Source organism: Streptomyces sp. NPDC012825 (genome assembly GCF_042900925.1).
Classification (GTDB): domain Bacteria; phylum Actinomycetota; class Actinomycetes; order Streptomycetales; family Streptomycetaceae; genus Streptomyces.
The window spans coordinates 502,553-520,424 of record NZ_JBIBBZ010000002.1 but is presented as its reverse complement, the minus strand read 5'-3'; the positions used below and the strand labels follow the sequence as shown (position 1 = coordinate 520,424).

Annotated in this window: 16 protein-coding genes and 1 tRNA gene; 7 read left to right on the top strand and 10 right to left on the bottom strand. The window is 74.8% G+C overall.

Going from position 1 to position 17,872, the window contains the following annotated elements:
* The first annotated feature begins 64 nt into the window (after nucleotides 1-64).
* The gene (locus ACFY7E_RS07835) at nucleotides 65-1,348 is read left to right on the top strand and encodes a M6 family metalloprotease domain-containing protein (RefSeq protein WP_389481902.1); all 1,284 of its coding nucleotides are present in this window, start codon (nucleotides 65-67) and stop codon (nucleotides 1,346-1,348) included.
* Between the two features lie 79 nt (nucleotides 1,349-1,427).
* On the opposite strand, the gene ACFY7E_RS07830 is transcribed toward ACFY7E_RS07835, so the two are convergent.
* From ACFY7E_RS07830 to ACFY7E_RS07800, 7 genes are all read right to left on the bottom strand, one after another.
* Nucleotides 1,428-1,501, bottom strand: a tRNA-Lys gene (locus ACFY7E_RS07830).
* Nucleotides 1,492-2,115, bottom strand: a complete 624-nt coding sequence (locus ACFY7E_RS07825; protein ID WP_389481900.1) for a hypothetical protein — start codon at nucleotides 2,113-2,115, stop codon at nucleotides 1,492-1,494. The genes ACFY7E_RS07830 and ACFY7E_RS07825 overlap by 10 nt, the downstream gene beginning before the upstream one ends.
* A gap of 251 nt (nucleotides 2,116-2,366) precedes the next feature.
* Complete coding sequence (locus ACFY7E_RS07820) at nucleotides 2,367-2,723, bottom strand: hypothetical protein (protein WP_389481898.1); 357 nt, start codon at nucleotides 2,721-2,723, stop codon at nucleotides 2,367-2,369.
* A 132-nt stretch (nucleotides 2,724-2,855) separates the two neighbouring features.
* On the bottom strand, nucleotides 2,856-4,187 hold the full coding sequence (locus ACFY7E_RS07815) for an AAA domain-containing protein (protein ID WP_389481895.1): 1,332 nt from the start codon (nucleotides 4,185-4,187) through the stop codon (nucleotides 2,856-2,858).
* A gap of 72 nt (nucleotides 4,188-4,259) precedes the next feature.
* Nucleotides 4,260-5,849 carry a hypothetical protein gene (locus ACFY7E_RS07810; RefSeq protein WP_389481893.1) on the bottom strand — a complete coding sequence of 530 codons (1,590 nt, stop codon included), beginning with the start codon at nucleotides 5,847-5,849 and terminating at the stop codon, nucleotides 4,260-4,262.
* Nucleotides 5,850-5,886: 37 nt separating this feature from the next.
* Entirely contained in the window at nucleotides 5,887-7,038 is a 1,152-nt protein-coding gene (locus ACFY7E_RS07805) for a hypothetical protein (RefSeq protein ID WP_389481890.1), read from the bottom strand.
* The gene (locus ACFY7E_RS07800; protein ID WP_389481888.1) at nucleotides 6,971-7,843 is read right to left on the bottom strand and encodes a phosphatase PAP2 family protein; all 873 of its coding nucleotides are present in this window, start codon (nucleotides 7,841-7,843) and stop codon (nucleotides 6,971-6,973) included. The genes ACFY7E_RS07805 and ACFY7E_RS07800 overlap by 68 nt, the downstream gene beginning before the upstream one ends.
* A 144-nt stretch (nucleotides 7,844-7,987) precedes the next feature.
* Between ACFY7E_RS07800 and ACFY7E_RS07795 the strand changes: the two genes are divergently transcribed.
* Complete coding sequence (locus tag ACFY7E_RS07795) at nucleotides 7,988-8,584, top strand: histidine phosphatase family protein (RefSeq protein ID WP_389481885.1); 597 nt, start codon at nucleotides 7,988-7,990, stop codon at nucleotides 8,582-8,584.
* 42 nt (nucleotides 8,585-8,626) lie between these two features.
* Here ACFY7E_RS07795 and ACFY7E_RS07790 read toward each other — a convergent pair whose 3' ends face one another.
* Nucleotides 8,627-9,925, bottom strand: coding sequence for a tetratricopeptide repeat protein (locus ACFY7E_RS07790; RefSeq protein WP_389481883.1), 1,299 nt, complete (start codon nucleotides 9,923-9,925; stop codon nucleotides 8,627-8,629).
* A gap of 224 nt (nucleotides 9,926-10,149) precedes the next feature.
* Between ACFY7E_RS07790 and ACFY7E_RS07785 the strand changes: the two genes are divergently transcribed.
* Together ACFY7E_RS07785 and ACFY7E_RS07780 are read left to right on the top strand one after the other, a co-directional pair.
* Nucleotides 10,150-10,611 carry a hypothetical protein gene (locus ACFY7E_RS07785; protein ID WP_389481881.1) on the top strand — a complete coding sequence of 154 codons (462 nt, stop codon included), beginning with the start codon at nucleotides 10,150-10,152 and terminating at the stop codon, nucleotides 10,609-10,611.
* Nucleotides 10,612-10,676: 65 nt separating this feature from the next.
* Nucleotides 10,677-11,540 (top strand): spermidine synthase, encoded by an 864-nt coding sequence (locus tag ACFY7E_RS07780; RefSeq protein WP_389481879.1) that lies wholly within the window; start codon nucleotides 10,677-10,679, stop codon nucleotides 11,538-11,540.
* Nucleotides 11,541-11,557: 17 nt separating this feature from the next.
* Here the strand turns inward: ACFY7E_RS07780 and ACFY7E_RS07775 are convergent, their stop codons facing one another.
* Nucleotides 11,558-12,187 carry a hypothetical protein gene (locus tag ACFY7E_RS07775; protein WP_389481877.1) on the bottom strand — a complete coding sequence of 210 codons (630 nt, stop codon included), beginning with the start codon at nucleotides 12,185-12,187 and terminating at the stop codon, nucleotides 11,558-11,560.
* A gap of 87 nt (nucleotides 12,188-12,274) precedes the next feature.
* Between ACFY7E_RS07775 and ACFY7E_RS07770 the strand changes: the two genes are divergently transcribed.
* The 3 genes from ACFY7E_RS07770 to ACFY7E_RS07760 all read left to right on the top strand — a co-directional run bounded on the left by ACFY7E_RS07770 (nucleotide 12,275) and on the right by ACFY7E_RS07760 (nucleotide 16,116).
* Entirely contained in the window at nucleotides 12,275-12,985 is a 711-nt protein-coding gene (locus tag ACFY7E_RS07770) for a response regulator transcription factor (RefSeq protein WP_389481875.1), read from the top strand.
* A complete protein-coding gene (locus ACFY7E_RS07765) occupies nucleotides 12,982-14,403 on the top strand; it encodes an ATP-binding protein (protein ID WP_389481873.1) in 1,422 nt (473 codons plus the stop codon). The genes ACFY7E_RS07770 and ACFY7E_RS07765 overlap by 4 nt, the downstream gene beginning before the upstream one ends.
* A 198-nt stretch (nucleotides 14,404-14,601) precedes the next feature.
* Nucleotides 14,602-16,116: a cellulose binding domain-containing protein gene (locus ACFY7E_RS07760; RefSeq protein WP_389481871.1), complete on the top strand. Its 1,515-nt coding sequence runs from the start codon at nucleotides 14,602-14,604 to the stop codon at nucleotides 16,114-16,116.
* Between the two features lie 97 nt (nucleotides 16,117-16,213).
* Here ACFY7E_RS07760 and ACFY7E_RS07755 read toward each other — a convergent pair whose 3' ends face one another.
* On the bottom strand, nucleotides 16,214-17,863 hold the full coding sequence (locus tag ACFY7E_RS07755; RefSeq protein ID WP_389481868.1) for a bifunctional aspartate transaminase/aspartate 4-decarboxylase: 1,650 nt from the start codon (nucleotides 17,861-17,863) through the stop codon (nucleotides 16,214-16,216).
* Between the last annotated feature and the right edge of the window lie 9 nt (nucleotides 17,864-17,872).

The following is a 17,872-nucleotide window of genomic DNA, read 5'->3' as shown; positions in this document are numbered from 1 at the left end:
GCACTCACCCGACCGGGGCAGTCGAAACGTGCGAATGTAAGCAAATCATCACAAGGTGGGTGGGGTGTCCCGCTTTCGTGATCCGGAGGTCGATGTGAGGGGTCAGCAGCCACCCGGAGGAGGGGGGCGGCGCCCGCGGCTGCGCGCCGGCGCGGCCGCCTTCACCTCCCTCGCCGCCCTGGCCGCCACCGGGCTCGTCGCCGGCCCCGCCGTCGGCGTGCCCGCCGCGGACCCCTGCGCCCTGCCCCGCACCGGGGTCCACCACTCGCTCGGGCTCGACACCTGGAACGGCTCGTACCCGCGCCCCGACCGGGCCCTCGACGCGGTCATGATCTTCCTGTCCTTCCCGGACTCCGAGCCGCTCGTCCCGCCCGCCGAACTCGCCGCCGACCACTTCCCCGGCACCAGCGAGTTCTTCGCACGCGCCTCCTACGGGCGCTTCACCCTGACCCCGCACACCCGCACGACGTGGACCCCGATGCCGCGCGAGTCGGGCGCGTACGACATACGGCGGGACTGGGACGCCGGGAAGCGGGCCGAGTACCTCCGCGACGCGATCGCCGCCGCCGACGCGGACGTCGACTTCTCGCGGTACGACGTCGTCTACCTGGTCGCGGACCCGGACGCGCCGGGCGTGGACTCCGACGCGACCAAGGTCGTCAACCTGGAACGCCCGCTGGAGGCCGACGGCACCGAGATCGAGCGGGTCGTCACGGTCTTCGAGCGGCACCCGCCCGACCGCAACGTCCTGGCCCACGAGACCGGCCACGTCTTCGACCTGCCGGACCTCTACCACCGGCCGGAGGACGGCAAGGGCGACTGGGACACCCACGTGGGCGACTGGGACGTCATGGGGAGCCAGTTCGGGCTCTCCCCGGACCTCTTCGCCTGGCACAAGTGGAAGCTCGGCTGGCTCTCCCGCGCGCAGGTGGCCTGCGTCCAGGGCCCGGCGTCCCGGGTGGTCGCCCTGGAGCCGGCCGACGCCCCGGCCGGGGACGGCGCCACGCTCGGCACCCGGCTCGCGGTCGTCCGCACCGGCCCCGACAGCGTGCTCGCGATCGAGGCCAGGAGCGACGCCGGGAACGACACCGAGACCTGCGCGGAGGGCGTGCTCGTCTACCGGGTGCGCGGCGGCACGGCCTCCGGGAACGGCCCGGTCGAGGTCGTGGACGCGCACCCGCGCACCGAGGCCTGCTGGGAGCGCTCGGTGTACCCGCCGCTCGCGGACGCCCCGCTGGAGGAGGGCGAGACCTTCACCGTGCCCGGGACGGGCGTCCGGGTCGAGGTCATGGACCGGTCGGCGTCGGACGTCTGGACGGTCAGGGTGACCCCGACGGGAGGGGACTGAACCCCTCGCCCCCGGCGTACGGAAAAGCTCCGGACGAACGAAGAAGCCCCCCGCTTCCGCGAGGGGCTTCTTCCGTCGGTGCGCCGCCAGGGACTCGAACCCCGGACCCGCTGATTAAGAGTCAGCTGCTCTAACCAACTGAGCTAGCGGCGCCTGCTGACGTCGTAGACATTAGCACCCGGATCGGCGGGAGGAAAAATCGATACCCGCACGTCGGCGGAGGCCGCCCGGACGGCCCGCACGCAGGCCCAGAGCACGACCTCGGGGCCGGGCAGCCACGGATGGCGGGTGTCGGGGGCCACCAGCCAGCGGGGCCCGGCGGAGCCGGAGGGCGCGAGCGGCGGCACGGTCACCGCGTCCCCGAGCCCGTGACAGAGCGGCCGGGGCACCGCGTCGCCCCACTCCTCCCAGTCGAGCAGGGCGGGCAGCCGCTGGGCCGTGCCGGGCGCGGCGAACAGCATGGTCCGGCCCCGGTGGACCGCGACGGGCCCCGACCCCGGGCCCTCCGTCCACAGCTTGTCCAGCATCCGGCGCCCGAAGACCGGGTCCACGTTGACGACGTCGAAGGCCGTCCCGCAGGGCAGCGTGGCGGGCGAGGCCGGCCGGGCCTCCCAACGGGCGAGCGCGGACCCCCGCCCGCCGGCGGCCGAGGCCAGCCAGGCGGCCCCGTCGGCGGTCACCCGGGCCGTCTGGTGCCGCCCCTCGTCACCCTCCCGGAGGAAGCGGAACATGTCGTGCGGGGTCTCTTCGCGCAGCCACGTCGTCATGCGTCCAGATGTACCGGGAGTGACGGAACGGTTTCCAAGAGTTCGCGGAATTCCGGACAGGAGGGACGGGGGAGGGGTATCGTGCGCCCTCGGCATATGCCAGGGGTGGTTTTTCAGTCACTCCGCACGCCTCCGGCCATGCGCGCCCCCGCATCGCGCCCCCGCGCTCCAGAACGACGCCCGCGCGCCCCCGCAAGCCCCCGGGCCTCGGATCCCTGACCCCGGGCCCCGGGCCCCGCCCCCGGACCGGCTCAGTCCTCCGGGGGCCGTCCGTCCGCCCGGATGAGGCCGCGGCCGAACTCGATCATCTTGCGGGCGTAGTCCTCGGTCCACTGGGCCCGCTCGGCGACGTCGGCCACCGTGAGCCGGTCGAACCGGCGCGGATCGGCCAGCTGCGCCGCCGCGATCGCCTGGAACTCGATCGCCCGGTCCGTCGCCGCCCGGAACGCCAGCGTCAGCTCCGTCGCCCGGGCCAGCAGCTCCCGCGGGTCCTCCAGGGACTCCAGGTCGAAGAAGTGCTCCGGATCGGCGGACGCCTCGGCAGGCTCGAAGATCAGCGGCGCCGGCCGAAGCCTCCGCTGCCCGCTCCGCTCCGCGGATTCCGCCATCGTCGTTCTCCTCTTTCGTACGGGCACGGTTCTTCGCACGGACACGGCCCGGAACCCCGGGCCGTCCTCCATTGTCCCGCGCCCCGCAAGAGCGCGAACGCCCGGCCGCGCGCCCCCGGCCCCGCCCGGCGGCTACGGCGTCCAGACCACCCGGTGTTCCTCCAGGTGGGAGAGGACCGCGTGGTTCGCCTCCCAGCCGTCGGGGAACGACACCGCCGCGCCCAGCCGGACCGGTTCCGTCGACGGGTGCTCGTCCAGGAGGTCCGCCACGCCCGCGCGGCACACCACCACGCACGCGTGCCGGTGCCGGGAGGCGAGCACGCACAGCCGGCCCGTCTCCAGGTGGAAGGCGGTCGCGTCCGGCCGGCCGGACAGCGGGTGGAGGACCACCGTCACGTCGTACTCGCGCCCCTGGAGCCGGTTCGCGGTGTCCACCGTCACCCCGGCCACGCCCAGGTCCGCGAGCGCCGACCGGACCGCCGCCGCCTGGTCGCGGTGGGCGGTGCCGACCGCGATCCGGTCGGGCGTCAAGGGCACGGGGTGCTCCGCGCGCTCCGAGACCGCCGCGCCGCCCCGGTCCAGGAGCCGCCGCACCACCAGGGCGATCGCGCCCACCGCCTCCGGGTCGGTGCGCGGGGTGTGCCGGGCCGGGAGTTCCAGCAGGCCCCAGCCCGACTCGGCCGCCTCGTCCAGGACCCGGTCCGGGCCCGAACCGTCCGACGGCACCCCGAAGGACAGCTTCCGGTCCCCGTGCCCGGTGCCGCTGCGGAACGGCGTGTACGGGTAGAACGCGTCCGACACCAGCGGCGCCGCCGACGCGGGCAGTCGCCAGGACACCGGAAGGCGGTGCTGCGGCAGCTCCGGGTTGTGCGCGAGCAGGGTGGAGACCGCGCTCGCCGACGGGTCGTACGTCAGCCCCGCCCACTGCTCCGCGCCCACCACCGAGAACGGGTCGAGCTGCCCCGGGTCGCCCACGAAGAGCGCCCGCTCGAAGAGCCCCGCCACCGCGAGCAGCGCGTCCGAGCGCATCTGGTACGCCTCGTCCACGATCGCGTGCGCCCACGGCTCGGCGTTCTTCACGTGCCCCCACTTGGCGGCCGTGGAGATCACCACCGGAAGCCCGGCGAGATCGCCCGCCTTCGCCGACTTCCGTACGTTCTCCAGGTCGTCCAGCGCCTTGTCGTACGGGTCGGAGTCGCTGGAGTGCAGCCGGCCCACCGCCAGGTCCGGCTCCTTCTCGGCGAGCCGCAGCACCAGGTCGTCCACCTGCGCGTTCGTCTGCGCGACCACCATCAGGGGGCGCCCGGCGGCGGCCAGTTCGAGGGCGGCCCGCACCACGAGCGTCGACTTGCCCGCGCCCGGCGGGGAGTCCACGACCACGCCCCGCGAGGTGCCGTGGAGGGTGTCCGCCAGGATCGCGGCCGTCGCGCGCCCGGCCTCGGCGGAGGGGTCGAACACGGTCACGGCACGTCCTCGGGGATCACGGGGTCGAACACGGTCACAGGACGTCCTCGGAGGTCAGGGGGTCGAACACGGTCACAGGACGTCCTCGGAGGTCACGGGGTCCGGCAGTTCCACGGCGTCCGTCCGGGGCGGGCCGCCGTGCGTCCAGGGCGTCTCCTCCGGGTCCGGCAGCGCCGGCCCGACCCGCTGGTCGTGCTCGAAGAGCGTCCAGGCGATCCGCTCGCCCTTCTCCGGCACCGAACCCTCCGCCGGCTCCTTCGACCGGCCCATCCGGTCCAGGACCCGGAGCACGAGCGAGCCGTCCTCCTCGTACCGCACGAACTCCGCCGCCTGCGGCTTCCCGTCGAGCGAGCGGTACGCCCTCACCCGCTCGTCCAGGTGCGGCCGGTCGTCCGTGCGGACCGTGAGCAGCGGCCGGGGCGCGGGCCGCTTCGACTCCGTCCACGCCATCGTCACCTCCACCACCTCCGCCGCGAACGCCTCGCCCGCCAGCCGCCGCCCCGCCAGGACCAGCGGGTCGTCCAGGGCCTCCTGCGCCTCCAGCTGGCCCTGCGCCTGCTCGCGGGCCGCGAGCTTCCGCGCCGCCGTCACCGCGTCGTCCCGGCGCGGCTGCGGCGGCTCACCGGCCGCGACCCGGTCCCGGTGGGCGGTGAAGGACCAGCGGTCCCGGGTCCAGCGGTCCTCGACCCTGGCCCCCTCCGGCAGCTCCCGCAGCAGGCCGACCGCCCGCCACACCGCGTCCCACGTCGGCTTCAGCTGCGAGGCGACGAGCCGGCGCACCTCCCGCTCGGCCGCGTGCAGTTCGCCCAGGGCCCGGTCGGCCGCCTCGGGGTCCTCGGCCGCGCCGGACGCCTGCCGGGCCCGGTCGTACCGCTCGATCGCGGGCGCGAGCAGCCGGTTGTCGAAGGCCGGGTCCGTGGCGGGTCCGGCGGGCGGGCAGAAGAGCTGCCCCCGCTCGTCCCGGCCCGCCTCGGCGCGCAGCGCCCCCTCCCGGCCCGGCACCCCGTCCGCCGGGTCGATCCAGGCGAGCAGCGCGCCCAGGTGCTGGTCCTCCAGGGAGGACTGGCCGGTCGCCCAGTGCCGGTTGAGCAGGTCGGTCGCCGCGAGCAGCAGCGAGGAGCCGGGCACCCGGGCCCGCTCCCCGAAGTGCGTCAGCCAGCGCCCCAGCAGGGGTACGCGCGGCGGCGCGGGGAACGGCGTCTCCGGGTCCTGCTCGGCCGTCCGCCGGAACCGCGTCGACCGCCCGAGCAGCCGCACGTACTCGACGCCCGCCCGGCTCGGCACGATCAACTGCGGCGCGTCCGCGCACAGTTCGACCTCGACACGCACCTTCTTGCCGGTCTCGGCGTCCGTCTCGTTGCGCTCGACCAGCTCGACGACGTCCGTGAACGCGTCGACGTACGGCAGGACCTCCTCGGCCAGGTCCGCCAGGAACGCGAACCGCAGGTCCCGGTCGCGGGGCTGGGGCACCACCAGGAGCCGGGGTTCCTCGGGGTCGGTGCCGACGAGCGCGCCCAGCGGGGCGCCCGCCTCACCGGCCGTGGTCAACGGCACGAGCACCAGGGGCCGTTCGGAGACCCGCCGGTGCCGCACGGTGGCGAGCGGCTGCGCCCGCCCCGACTCGACGGCCTCCATCCGGGCCAGCGTGGAGATCAGCGACATGCGAGGGCCTCCCGGGGCGCGGCACAGGAAAGGGGCGTCAGCAGGGGCATTCGACGTGCTCCCGGGAAGTGCGGGCGGGCGCCGACGCCAGCGCCTCCTCGCGCAGGGCCCTGGCCCGCCGCAGGGCCGCCACCGCCGGGTCGTCCGGGTCGCCGGACTCGCCGCGCGCCGCCGCCAGGACCGCGCCGACCGTCGTCAGGCCGCCCAGCTCGCCCCGTACCGAACGGCCCAGGGTCTCCACCGCGCCCGCCTCCCGCGACCGCGCCCGGCAGTGGAAGGCCAGCTCGCAGGCGGCCAGGCACTCCGGCGCGTACTGGTGGGGCACGGACTCCACGGACGCCGTCAGCTCCTCCGGCGAGCGCTCGGCCACGTCGAAGCTGACGCCCTCCGGCAGGGCGTCCGCGATCTCGTCGATCCTGGTGAGCCTGGCCAGTTGACGCCGGGTCACCGACCGCTGCTTGCGCACGTCCACGACCGAGGCCGTCGGCACGTTCGAGAAGTCCTTCGGGCAGACGAGGAGCACCGAGTGCGCCACCCGCGCGCCCTCCGTGACCGCCGCCACCCGTTCGAGCGCCAGCACGTACACGGCGGCCTGGCGGGCCGCCGCGCCCACCTTCGCCGCGTCGGCCGAACCGTCGACCGTCGGGAAGGACTTGATCTCGACCACCGTCCACCCGCCGTCGGGGCGGACCACCACCGCGTCCGGTTCCAGGTGGACCGGGGAGCCCGCCACCTCCAGGGCGAGCAGCGGATGGTCGAGCAGCGTCCACGCCCCGGCCCCGGTCGCCTCCCGCAGCGCGAGCGCCGTACGGGCCACCCGGCCCTCGGGTCCGGCGGCCGACAGGTCGGGCACGGACACCTCGCCGGGCTCCTCCACCCCGAGCAGCCGCAGCAGTTCGCGGCCGCCGTCCGCCTTCACCTTCGCCTCGAAGGAGTTGCCCCGCACGATCGCGAACTGCGACTGCCCGAACGGGGCCGGGGAGCCGAGCTTCGCGGCGAGCGCGGACTTGTCGACCCCGGCGCCGTCGAGCAGGGCCCGCCGCCGGCAGCCGGGGTTGGCGGCGAGCGCCGCGAGCGCCCGCGCGTCCAGCGGACGCGGTGCGACCCCCGGTCCGCGCAGCTCAGCGAGCAGGTGTCGACGTGTCGTCTGCGGCGGTCGCGACGGACCGCTGTCCGGGGATGTGCTCACCCGCGAAAGTCTCGCATCCCCCACTGACAACCGGAGGGGCTTCCCCCGTTCCGGCCCCCGCCCCCGCCGTCCGGGCCGCCCCCGCGCGCAGCCGGTCGACCGCCCGCAGCGCGTGCGGCGCGAGCAGGAACCCGGCCCCCATCACGGCCGCCCCCGCGACCGCGTCGAGCAGGTAGTGGTTGGCCGTGCCCATCACCACCACCGTCGTGAGCAGCGGATACGCCACCCCGAGCGCCTTCGTGGGCGGAGTCCGCCCGTACCGCCACAGCATCACCCCGCACCACAGCGCCCACCCCACGTGCAGACTGGGCATCGCCGCGTACTGGTTGGTCATCCCGCCCAGGCCGCGCGGCGCGCTCGCCTCGCCGCCCCACCAGCCGTACGCGCTGAAGTGGGCCATCGTGTCGGTGAATCCGTGCGCCGCGTCGAGCAGCCGGGGCGGACAGGTGGGCAGCAGCGTGAAGCCGACGAGCCCGAGCAGGGTGGCCGCCATCAGCCGGGCGCGGGCCGCCCGGTAGTGCGCGGGCCGCCGCCGGAACAGCCACACCAGGACCGCCGGGGTGACGAGGTAGTGCAGCGAGGCGTACGCGAAGTCCGCCGGGATCCCGAGCGCGGGGACGTCCGTGAACAGCCGGTTGAGGGGCCGCTCAGCGTCGATCCCCAGCAGCCCCTCCAGGCGCAGGATCGCGAGCCCGTGGTCGACGGCCGAGGCCTCGTCGCCCCGCACGAGCAGCCGCCCGCCCGTGTAGGCCGCGTACACGACGCCGATCAGCGACAGCTCGGCCCACCAGCGTGGCTTGCGCATGGACAAGGTCCCTCCCGTGAGGCGTACGGCCCGGGGGAGGGGACGCCGGACGGCGCCCGGAGGTTGCCCGCGTGTCGCCCCGGATTCGGGTGGGTGATGATGGAAGGAGCACGCCCGCACCGCGAACCTCTGGAGAGCCTTCCCATGGCACCGCGCATCCTGCTCGCCCGGCACGGCCAGACCGAGTGGTCGCTCCTCGGCCGGCACACCGGCAGGACCGACATACCGCTGCTCGAAGAGGGGCGGCGCGGCGCGAAGCTGCTCGGCGAGCGCCTGCACCGCGGCCCCTGGCAGGGCCTGCCCGGCGTGGAGGTGCGCACCAGCCCCCTGGTCCGGGCGAGCGAGACCTGCGCCCTCGCCGGCTTCGGCGACCGGGCCGAGCCCTGGGACGCCCTGATGGAGTGGGACTACGGGGCGTACGAGGGGCTCACCCCGCCGCAGATCAAGGAGCGGCAGGCCGACTGGTTCATCTGGCGCGACGGCGTCCCGGACGGCGAGACCCTGGCGCAGCTGTCGGACCGCGCCGACGAGGTCGTGGAGTGGGCCCGCTCCGCCGACCGGGACGTCCTGGTCTTCGCCCACGGGCACATCCTGCGCTCCATCGGCGCCCGCTGGCTCGGCGAGGACGTCTCCTTCGCCGCCCGCATCCGCCTCGACCCGACGAGCCTCTCGGTCCTGGGCTGGGCGTACGACGCCCCGGCGATCGAGCGCTGGAACGACACGGGGCACCTGGAGCAGTAAGTCCCCGCACGACCCGGCACTCGGGGCAGTGGTCCCCGCGCCTCAGTGGACGGCCGCCAGCACCCGGCCCGTCTCCGCGAGGAGTTCGCGGATGCGGGCCGAGGCGATGCCGTCGAGGGAGTCCACCACCCGCCGCGCCTCCGCCGCCGCCTCGTCCGGACGGCCCGCGCGCGCCAGGTCCCTGGCGAGCTGGGCGCGGTAGAGCGCGAGGTTCCGGGCGAAGTGCGGGTTCTGCAGGACCGTGGCCCGGTGGGCGTGGCGGGCGGCCCGGCCCCAGTCGCCGAGCGCCGCCCGGCACTGGGCCTCCTGCGCCTCCCGTTCCGGCTCCCCGAAGAAGGACATCCACTCCGGGTCGTCCTCGTGCGGGCCCCGGTCGAAGAAGGCGTGGGCGCGGCCGAGGGCCCGCTCGCAGGCGGACCGGTCGCCGAGCCCCGCCCACGCGCACGCCTCCCGCAGCGAGAGCAGCGACAGCAGCCGGGCCGACCCCAGGGGCCGCGCGGCCCGCAGCCCGGCCTGCGCCGCCCGGACCGCCTCCCGGTACCGGCCGGTGTCCCGGGCCAGGAACGACGTGTTGCAGAAGGCGTGCGCCTCCAGGGCCGCGTTCCCCGAGCTCCCCGCCACGCGCGCGGTGGCGAGCGCCTCGGCGTAGTGCGAGCGCGCGTCCTCGTGCCGCCCCGAGTCGTGCGCCAGCCAGCCGACGGAGAGGGAGAGTTCGCCCGCGCCCGCGTGCAGCCGGTCCTCGGTGGAGCGGCGGGCCGTGGTGCCGGCGTCGAGCAGCGCGTACGCGGTACGGAGCGGCTGGGCGGCCACCTTGTAGAGCCCGTCGGCGCCGTGCCGGTCGTCGAGCAGCCGGATCCGCCGCACGGCGTCCTCGACGGCCCGCACCTCGGTCTCGCCGATCCGGTGGGTCCCGCGGGGGCTGGGGATCGCGACGGCGGGGCCGCCGAGTCCCAGCGAGGCGGCCGCCAGGGCGGCGGAGCCGCTCGTCATGAATGCGCGACGCAGCACGTCGCTCTCCTCATCGTTCCGGGTCGTGGAGGCGGCGGGGGACGACACCCCGGCCGGGACGGTCTGCCGCCGGCCGCGCACCGTCTCCCGCGCGGAGAACCCCAGGTCGGAGAGGCCGAGTCCGGGGAACATGTGCAGGAAGACCCGCTCGTACGCGTAGTTCGGGCAGCGGATCTCGCCCGCCTCCACGCGCCCGATGTAACGGGCGTCGCACGCGACCTGTTCGCCGATCTCCCGCGCCGCCCGGCGGACGGCCGCGGCGAACTCCGCCGGCGACTGCTGTCCGCGGAGCCTGCGGAAGGCGAGGTTGGGAACTGCCCGTGACATCGCCATGGCCGAGCCCTCTCCTGGTGCTGCCGGGTGGTCCGGCGGCAGAAACGTACCGGCTGTGACCGAACGCCTACGCAGAGTTTGGCCACAAACCGGATATCTCGCCTGCGATCTGCCATGAACTGCCATCCTTTGCGGCGGGAAACCGCCGTAGCCGTTGACGCGCACGGACGTTGAACCGTAGGGAGAGACGAAACGTGTCTCCTCATGGAGCGAGGAGGGGTCCCATGTCGGAGATCGGTTCACAGTCGGCCGCTCGGCCCGCGCCCGCCCCGGGCACCGCCGGGGCCGAGTCCGCCGCCGAGGCCTGGGACCTGGTCACCGTGCCGGTCCGCCAGGGACTGGAGGCCGTCGACATCCTGCGCCGCGCGGGGGCCCCCGCCGTCGGCCCGGTGGTGCACGACGGCACCTGCGACACCCTGGGCTTCCTGGTGCCGCCCGGCACCGCCGCCGGCTGGGACATGCCGGGCAGCGCCTGTACGCGCACCTCGGGGCGGGGCCTGCGCCTCCCCGAGCTGCCGGAACTGCCCGAGCTGCCGGAGCCGGCGGAGTCGGCCGGTGGCGCCTCCCGCCCGGCCGGCTGGCTGCTGCCCCCCGGCGACACCGACCCGGTCACCGACCCCGTCGTCCTGCGCGAGGCGCTCGGCGAGGCGGCCCGGCTCATCGAGGCCGCCGACGGCTGTCGCTGAGCCCCCGGGGCCCGCCCGGGGCCCCGAGCACACCGGTCGCGGCCCGATCGTCCGATAATGGACCGATGGCCAGGAACAAGCAGCGCGACCGGGCGGCGGCGGCCCCCCTCTCCGAGACCGTCGACGGCGGCCTCGCCGAACTCGTACCCGACCGGGAGCGCCCGCGCGCCTGGACGCTGCTCCTCGACGGCGCCCCGCAGTCGCACGTCGACCTGGACGACCCGTCGTACCTCTCCTTCGAATACCAGCGGCGCCTCGGCCACGTCGTGGACCTCGCCGCCCCGCCGAACCGCCCGCTCCGGGCGGTGCACCTCGGCGGCGGCGCCCTCACCCTCGCCCGGTACGTCGCCGCCACCCGGCCCCGCTCCACGCAGCAGGTCGTGGAGCTCGACGAGCCCCTGGTCCGGTTCGTCCGCCGGGAACTGCCGCTCGACCCCGGCGCCCGCATACGGGTCCGCTCCGCCGACGCCCGCGCCGGCCTCGCCAAGGTCCAGGACGGCTGGGCGGACCTGATCGTCGCGGACGTCTTCGGCGGAGCCCGTACCCCCGCCCATCTGACCAGCACCGAGTTCCTCGCCGAGGTGCGGCGGGCGCTGCGGCCCGGCGGCCTCTACGCGGCGAACCTGGCCGACGGCCCGCCGCTGGCCCATCTGCGCGGCCAGATCGCCACGGCCGCCGCCGTCTTCCCCGAGCTGGCGCTGACCGCCGACCCGACCGTGCTGCGCGGCCGACGCTTCGGCAACGCGGTCCTGCTCGCCTCCGACCGGGAGCTCCCGGTCGCCGAACTGACCCGCAGGGTCGCCACCGACCCGCACCCGGGGCGGGTCGAACACGGGCGCGCCCTCGCCGACTTCGCCGGGGGAGCGGCCCCGGTCACCGACGCGGACGCCAAGCCGTCACCGGCCCCGCCCGCCTCCGTCTTCCGCTGACCCTCCGGGGCCCGTCGTCAGATCGCGCGCTCGTCGATCTCCACGCGGGGCGCGGTGTCGTGCCACACGCAGAAGACCGACAGCTCGCGGTCGTCGCGCGTGAAGGTCACCCGGATCCAGGTCGTCTGCTTCCACACCTGCATCTGCCAGCCCGCGGCGGGCGTCGCGGAGACCAGTTCGGCCGAGGTCTCCCCGAGGTCGAAGGCGACCCGGCCGCCGTCCACGGCGTAGCTCTTCACGCTCCCGCCCGAGCCGGCGCCGGAGTCCGGATCCGAGCCCGGGCCCGGACTCGGATCCGCCTTCGGCGACGGGGCCGAGGAGGACGCCGCCGGGCTCTCCGCCGTCGGCTCCGGCCGCCGCGACGGGGTGGCGGACGGGGCGGCGGAGGGCGTGGGGCCGTCGCCCGGCGCGGTCTCCGGAGCGGTGGGCGCGGGGGTCCCGCCGGGCCCGGGATACCGGGTCGAGGAGGTCGCCGGGCCGTCGCCGGAGCCCTGCGTCCCGTCCGCGGCCCAGAGCGGCACGGGCAGCGCGCGCGGCGGGTCGTACACGGTTCCGGACAGCACCGTGTGCACTCCCCACCAGGACAGGGTGACCGCCGCTCCGGTGGCGAGTGACCAGGCAAGGGCGTGGACCAGTCCTCTTCGCACCGGCCCATAGTGCACCACCCCCGGCCGTTCCGGATCAGAGGGTGGACATGGTCCGATGATCCGTCCGCATGGCGTACGGTGCGGCCCATGGCAAGTGTGCTCGTGGTCGAGGACGACCAGTTCGTGCGCTCCGCCCTCATCCGGCAGCTCACCGCTTCTTCTACGGAACCCCACACCGTACGCAGCGTAGGCACGGCACTGGAGGCGTTGCGCGAGGTCGCCCATTTCCGTTTCGACGTGGTCATCCTCGACCTCGGACTGCCCGACCTGGACGGGTCCGAGGCGCTCAAGATGCTGCGCGGCATCACCGACGTGCCGGTGATCATCGCGACCGCCCGGGACGACGAGGCCGAGATCGTACGGCTCCTGCACGCCGGGGCCGACGACTACCTCGTGAAGCCCTTCTCGGTCGACCACCTCTCGGCCCGGATGGCCGCCGTCCTGCGCCGCGCCCGGTCCGGCGCCGGCGAGGCCCCGCCCTCCCGGGTCATCCGGGTCGGCGGGCTCACCGTCGACCCGCTGCGCCGCCAGGCGGAGCTGGACGGCACGCCCCTGGACCTGACCCGGCGCGAGTTCGACCTGCTCGCCTTCCTCGCCGGACGGCCCGGCGTGGTCGTCCCGCGCAAGGAGCTGCTCGCCGAGGTGTGGCAGCAGTCCTACGGCGACGACCAGACCATCGACGTCCACCTGTCGTGGCTGCGGCGCAAGCTCGGCGAGACGGCCGCCCGGCCCCGCTACCTGCACACCCTGCGCGGGGTGGGCGTGAAGCTGGAGCCGCCCGGGGAGCCGCGGCCGTGAGATGGGCGCTCGTCAAGGTGTGCCTGGCCGTCACGGCCATGGTCGTGGTCGCCTTCGCCGTCCCCCTCGGGCTCGTCGTCAAGGAGATGGCCCGCGACCGGGCCTTCTCCAACGCCGAACGGCGGGCCGCCGGGCTCGCCCCCGTCCTCGCCATCACCACCGACCGCGACGAGCTGGACAGGGCCGTCGCCACCACCGAGGACGGGGCCGCCGGCCGGCTCGCCGTCCACGTCCCCGCCGGGACGCCGGACGGCCCGTCCCTGGAGATCGGCACCCGCCGGGCGGGGGAGGAGGCCCTGAGGGCCACCCGGGAACTGGGCCGGGCCTCCATCACGGAGGTCCCCGGCGGCTTCGCGCTGCTCCAGCCCACCGCGCTCAGCAGCGGCCAGGTCGCGGTCGTCGAACTCTTCGTCCCCGAGGGCGACGTGTCCAACGGCGTCGGCACCGCCTGGCTGGTCCTCGCCGGGGTCGGCGCCGCCCTGATCGTCGGCTCCGTCGCCGTCGCCGACCGCCTCGGCGTCCGCATGGTCCAGCCCGCCCAGCGGCTCGCGGGCGCCGCCCACGACCTGGGCGAGGGACGGCTCGGCGCCCGGGTCCCCGAGGAGGGGCCGCCGGAGCTCAAGTCCGCAGCCGTCGCCTTCAACTCGATGGCCGACCAGGTCGTCCAGCTCCTCGCCAACGAGCGGGAGCTGGCCGCCGACCTCTCCCACCGGCTGCGCACCCCGCTGACCGTGCTCCGGCTCAACGCGGCCTCGCTCGGCTCCGGTCCGGCCGCCGAGCAGACCCGCGCGGCCGTCGAACAGCTGGAGCGCGAGGTCGACATCATCATCCGCACGGCCCGGGAGGCGAAGCCGCAGACCCAGGCGACCGGCCCCGGCGCGGGCTGCGACGCCGCCGAAGTGGTGCGCGAGCGGATGGACTTCTGGTCGGCGCTCGCCGAGGACGAGGGGCGCCGGGTGCGGGTCGCGGGCGTCGAGCGCCCGGTCCGCATCCCGGTCGCGCGGCCCGAGCTCGTCGCCTCGCTCGACGCCCTCCTCGGCAACGTCTTCCGCCACACCCCCGAGGGCACCGCCTTCTCCATCGACGTCCACAACGGCGACGACGCCGTCATCGTCCTGGTCTCCGACGCGGGCCCCGGCATCGCCGACCCCGCCGCCGCCCTGGCCCGGGGCAACAGCGGGGCCCGGGACGGCTCCACGGGCCTCGGCCTCGACATCGTGCGGCGCGTGGCGGAGGGCACCGGCGGCGACGTCCGCATCGGCCGCTCGGTCCTCGGCGGTACGGAGGTCCGCGTCTGGATCGGCCTCGGCGGACGCGCCGGAGCGGGCGGCCCGGCCGCCGCGCCCGGCCGCCGCGGCCACCGCCCGGCCCGCCGCAGGCGCGGGGGCACGGGGGTGCGACGGGCACGGGAGGGATGAGCGCCCGGGGGAGCGGACGGGGCGGGGCAATACGGGCTTACCTCCGGGGACTTGGAAGCGAACCTTTCCTGGTTCCGATGGCCGCCTTAAGCGGACCCTAAGGATCCACGCCCCCGTCCCCGATCCCCCGCTTTGTCCGTTCCCCGCTCGCTAGCGTGCTGCCGCACCCCCACTTCCGCACGCAGAGGCAGGCACGCCATGGGCAGCAGAGCGCACCGGCGCAGGGCGAGTACGAGGACCAAGGTCGTCGGAGCGGTCGTCACGGCGGCCGTCGTCGGCGGCGCCGTCCTCGCGTTCACCGGCACCGCCCAGGCCTCCTCCGTCGGCGCCGCCTACACCCGGACCAGCTCCTGGACCGGCGGCTACACCGGCCGGTACGTCGTCACCAACGAGACGTCCGCCGCCCAGTCCGACTGGACCCTGGAGTTCGACCTCCCGGCCGGGACCACCGTCGGCTCCCTCTGGAACGGCGAGCACACCGTCTCCGGCCGGCACGTCACCGTGAAGCCCGCGAGCTGGAACCGGCAGCTCGCACCCGGGCAGTCCGTCACCGTCGGCTTCGTCACCTCCGCCGCCGGCGAGGCGGGCGACCCCACCGACTGCCTGATCAACAAGGCGTCCTGCTCCGCCGGAGGCCCCGCCCCCACCCCCAGCGGCCGCCCCACCGAGCAGCCCACCGCCACCGCCTCCCCCACGGCGACGGCACGGCCGACCCCGACCGCGACCGCCACCACACCCCCCGCGCCGACCCCCACCCCCACGCGGACGCAGACCCCGGCCCCGACGCCCACCCCGACGGCCTCCACGCCGGCCCCCGTCACCGGCGCGAAGTTCGCCCCGTACGTCGACACCTCGCTCTACCCGGCGTACGACCTGCTCGCGACCGCCGACGCCACCGGCGTGAAGGAGTTCAACCTCGCCTTCATCACCTCCGGCGGCGCCTGCGCCCCGCTGTGGGGCGGGGTCACCGACCTGGCGAACGACCGGGTCGCCGCCCAGATCGGCTCCCTGCGCGCCAAGGGCGGTGACGTCCGCGTCTCCTTCGGCGGCGCCGCCGGCCACGAGCTGGCCCTGAACTGCTCCTCCGCATCGGCGCTCGCCGCCGCGTACGGCAAGGTCGTCGACCAGTACGAGCTGACCAAGGTCGACTTCGACGTCGAGGGCGCGGCCCTGCCGGACACCGCAGCCAACACCCGCCGCTCGCAGGCGATCGCCCAGCTCCAGAAGGACCACCCGGGCCTGGACGTCTCCTTCACCCTGCCGGTCATGCCCGAGGGTCTGACCCAGCCGGACGTGGACCTGCTCGCCGACGCCAAGCGCAACGGGGTCCGCGTCGACGCCGTCAACATCATGGCGATGGACTACGGCCCGGCGTACAGCGCCGACATGGGCACGTACGCGATCCAGGCCGCGACCGCGACCCAGGCCCAGATCAAGGGCGTCCTCGGGCTCTCCGACGCGGCCGCCTGGAAGGCCGTCGCCGTCACCCCGATGATCGGCGTCAACGACGTCACCACCGAGGTCTTCAAGGTCGAGGACGCCACCCAGCTGGTCGACTTCGCGAAGTCCAAGGGCCTCGGCCGGCTCTCCATGTGGTCCTCGACCCGCGACAAGCAGTGCCCGGACGGCGCCGTGAACCGCGCCGACGCCACCTGCTCCTCGATCCTCCAGCAGCCGCTGGCCTTCACGAAGGCCTTCGCCGCCTACCGGTAGCCACCGGCAGGCCCCCACGGACCACCGTGCCCCCCACACCGCGCGCCCCGGTCGGCCCCCCTACCCTCCGACCGGGGCGCGCCCCCCTTTCCCCGCGTCAGGACTCCGAGGCCCGCCACTCCTCCGCGTAGGCGTCGAAGATGGCCCGCAGGTCGTGGCCGATCTTCAGGTAGTCCAGGTCGTCCAGGTTGGCGAGCGACACGCGCACGGACCACTCGGGGCCGTCGAAGCCGCCGCCGTTGAGCAGCACCACGCCCGTCTGCTGGGCCAGCCGGAACAGCGGGTCCACCGGCTCGTAGTTCTTCTCCAGGAAGTCCGCGAACGGCTTGCCGTGCACCCGCTCGGCCTCCGCGAGCAGGTCCAGCTCGATGTAGTAGGCGGCCCGCTGCGGATCCTCCGAGATCTTCATCCGGGCGCCCTCCAGGAGCAGTTCGAGCCGCCGGCCGACGATCCCGCGGATCCGCTCCTTGTACGCCCGGCCCTCCTCCAGCATGTCGAAGAGGGAGAAGAGGACCATCATCACCTGCTGCGGCAGCGAGAGCCCGGCCGTGTGGTTGAGCGCCACCTGCCGCGAGTCCGCCACCATCCGGTCGATGAACCGCATCTTCTCCGGTTCGAGCGTCAGCGTCCCGTACCGCGCGTTCAGCCGTTCCTTCTCCTCCCGGGGCAGTTCGGCCAGCATCGCGTCGATCACGTTGTCGTCGTTCAGGCCGATGACGCCGAGCCGCCAGCCCGTGGCGCCGTAGTGCTTGGAGTACGAGTACACGAGCAGCGTGTTGCGCGGCAGGTCGGCGGCGATCGAGCGGAAGCCCGGCACGAACGTCCCGTACACGTCGTCCGTGACGATCAGCAGGTTCGGGTTCTTCGAGGCCACGATCTCCTTGATCTGGTCCGCGACCCGCCGGCTCAGCGCGAGCGACGGCGGGTTCGACGGGTTCACCAGGCAGACCAGCTTGACGGAGGGGTCCTCCAGCTTGGCGACCTCCTCGGCCGGGTAGCGCCACTGCCGCACCCCGGTCTCGGTGAACAGGCTCGCCTCGACCGTCACCACGTCGAAGTCGTAGGTGTCCAGCTCGGGGATCTCGATGTACGGCGTGAAGACCGGGACCATCAGGGCGATCCGGTCGCCCTTCTTCAGGATCCCGTTCTTCATGAGCGAGTCGAAGATGTAGCACATGGCGGCCGTGCCGCCCTCGGTCGCGAAGAGCGACGTGTTCCCGGCCGGCGGCCTCCCGTCGAACATCTCGTCGTCGAGGTAGCCGCGCACGATCCGCTCGGCGTGCGGCAGCATCCGGTCCGGCACCGGGTAGTTGTCGCCGACGGAGCTGTCCGTCAGCTCGTGCAGGAACGAGTCCCGGTCGAAGCCGAAGCGCTCCACGGCGTGCGCCACGCTCTTCTCCAGGAGCTCGATCCCCGGCAGGGCGGGGTGCTGCCGGACGAAGGCGTCGAAGCGCTCGCCGGACCCCTTCACCTCGGGCATGCCGCCCAGGTCGTCGGCGGTCCACACCCGGCGGGACTCGGCCAGGGCGAAGTAGCCGAGGGCGTGGAAGGCCTCGCGGGGCCCGGTGGCCACCCAGTTCGGGTTGCCGCGGCCCGCGTTGAGCATCTGCACCTGTGACTTGTCCTTCTGCCCCGGCTGGTCCTCCTGGGCCTCCTTGGCGAGCGAGATGAAGGTGTCCTTGAGTTCGAAGGGCGAGAGCTGCGCGTAGGACCTGATCTCCTCGCGGGTGAACGTGGGCTTGGGCACGGCATGTCC

What these genes read in the sequence shown, in the direction of transcription:
- ACFY7E_RS07780 (WP_389481879.1), top strand. Translation starts at nt 10,677, where the DNA reads ATGGCCAGGAACAAGCAGCGCGACCGGGCGGCGGCGGCCCCCCTCTCC.
- ACFY7E_RS07820 (WP_389481898.1), bottom strand. Translation starts at nt 2,723, where the DNA reads ATGGCGGAATCCGCGGAGCGGAGCGGGCAGCGGAGGCTTCGGCCGGCG.
- ACFY7E_RS07785 (WP_389481881.1), top strand. Translation starts at nt 10,150, where the DNA reads ATGTCGGAGATCGGTTCACAGTCGGCCGCTCGGCCCGCGCCCGCCCCG.
- ACFY7E_RS07800 (WP_389481888.1), bottom strand. Translation starts at nt 7,843, where the DNA reads ATGCGCAAGCCACGCTGGTGGGCCGAGCTGTCGCTGATCGGCGTCGTG.
- ACFY7E_RS07760 (WP_389481871.1), top strand. Translation starts at nt 14,602, where the DNA reads ATGGGCAGCAGAGCGCACCGGCGCAGGGCGAGTACGAGGACCAAGGTC.
- ACFY7E_RS07795 (WP_389481885.1), top strand. Translation starts at nt 7,988, where the DNA reads ATGGCACCGCGCATCCTGCTCGCCCGGCACGGCCAGACCGAGTGGTCG.
- ACFY7E_RS07790 (WP_389481883.1), bottom strand. Translation starts at nt 9,925, where the DNA reads ATGGCGATGTCACGGGCAGTTCCCAACCTCGCCTTCCGCAGGCTCCGC.
- ACFY7E_RS07770 (WP_389481875.1), top strand. Translation starts at nt 12,275, where the DNA reads ATGGCAAGTGTGCTCGTGGTCGAGGACGACCAGTTCGTGCGCTCCGCC.
- ACFY7E_RS07825 (WP_389481900.1), bottom strand. Translation starts at nt 2,115, where the DNA reads ATGACGACGTGGCTGCGCGAAGAGACCCCGCACGACATGTTCCGCTTC.
- ACFY7E_RS07810 (WP_389481893.1), bottom strand. Translation starts at nt 5,849, where the DNA reads ATGTCGCTGATCTCCACGCTGGCCCGGATGGAGGCCGTCGAGTCGGGG.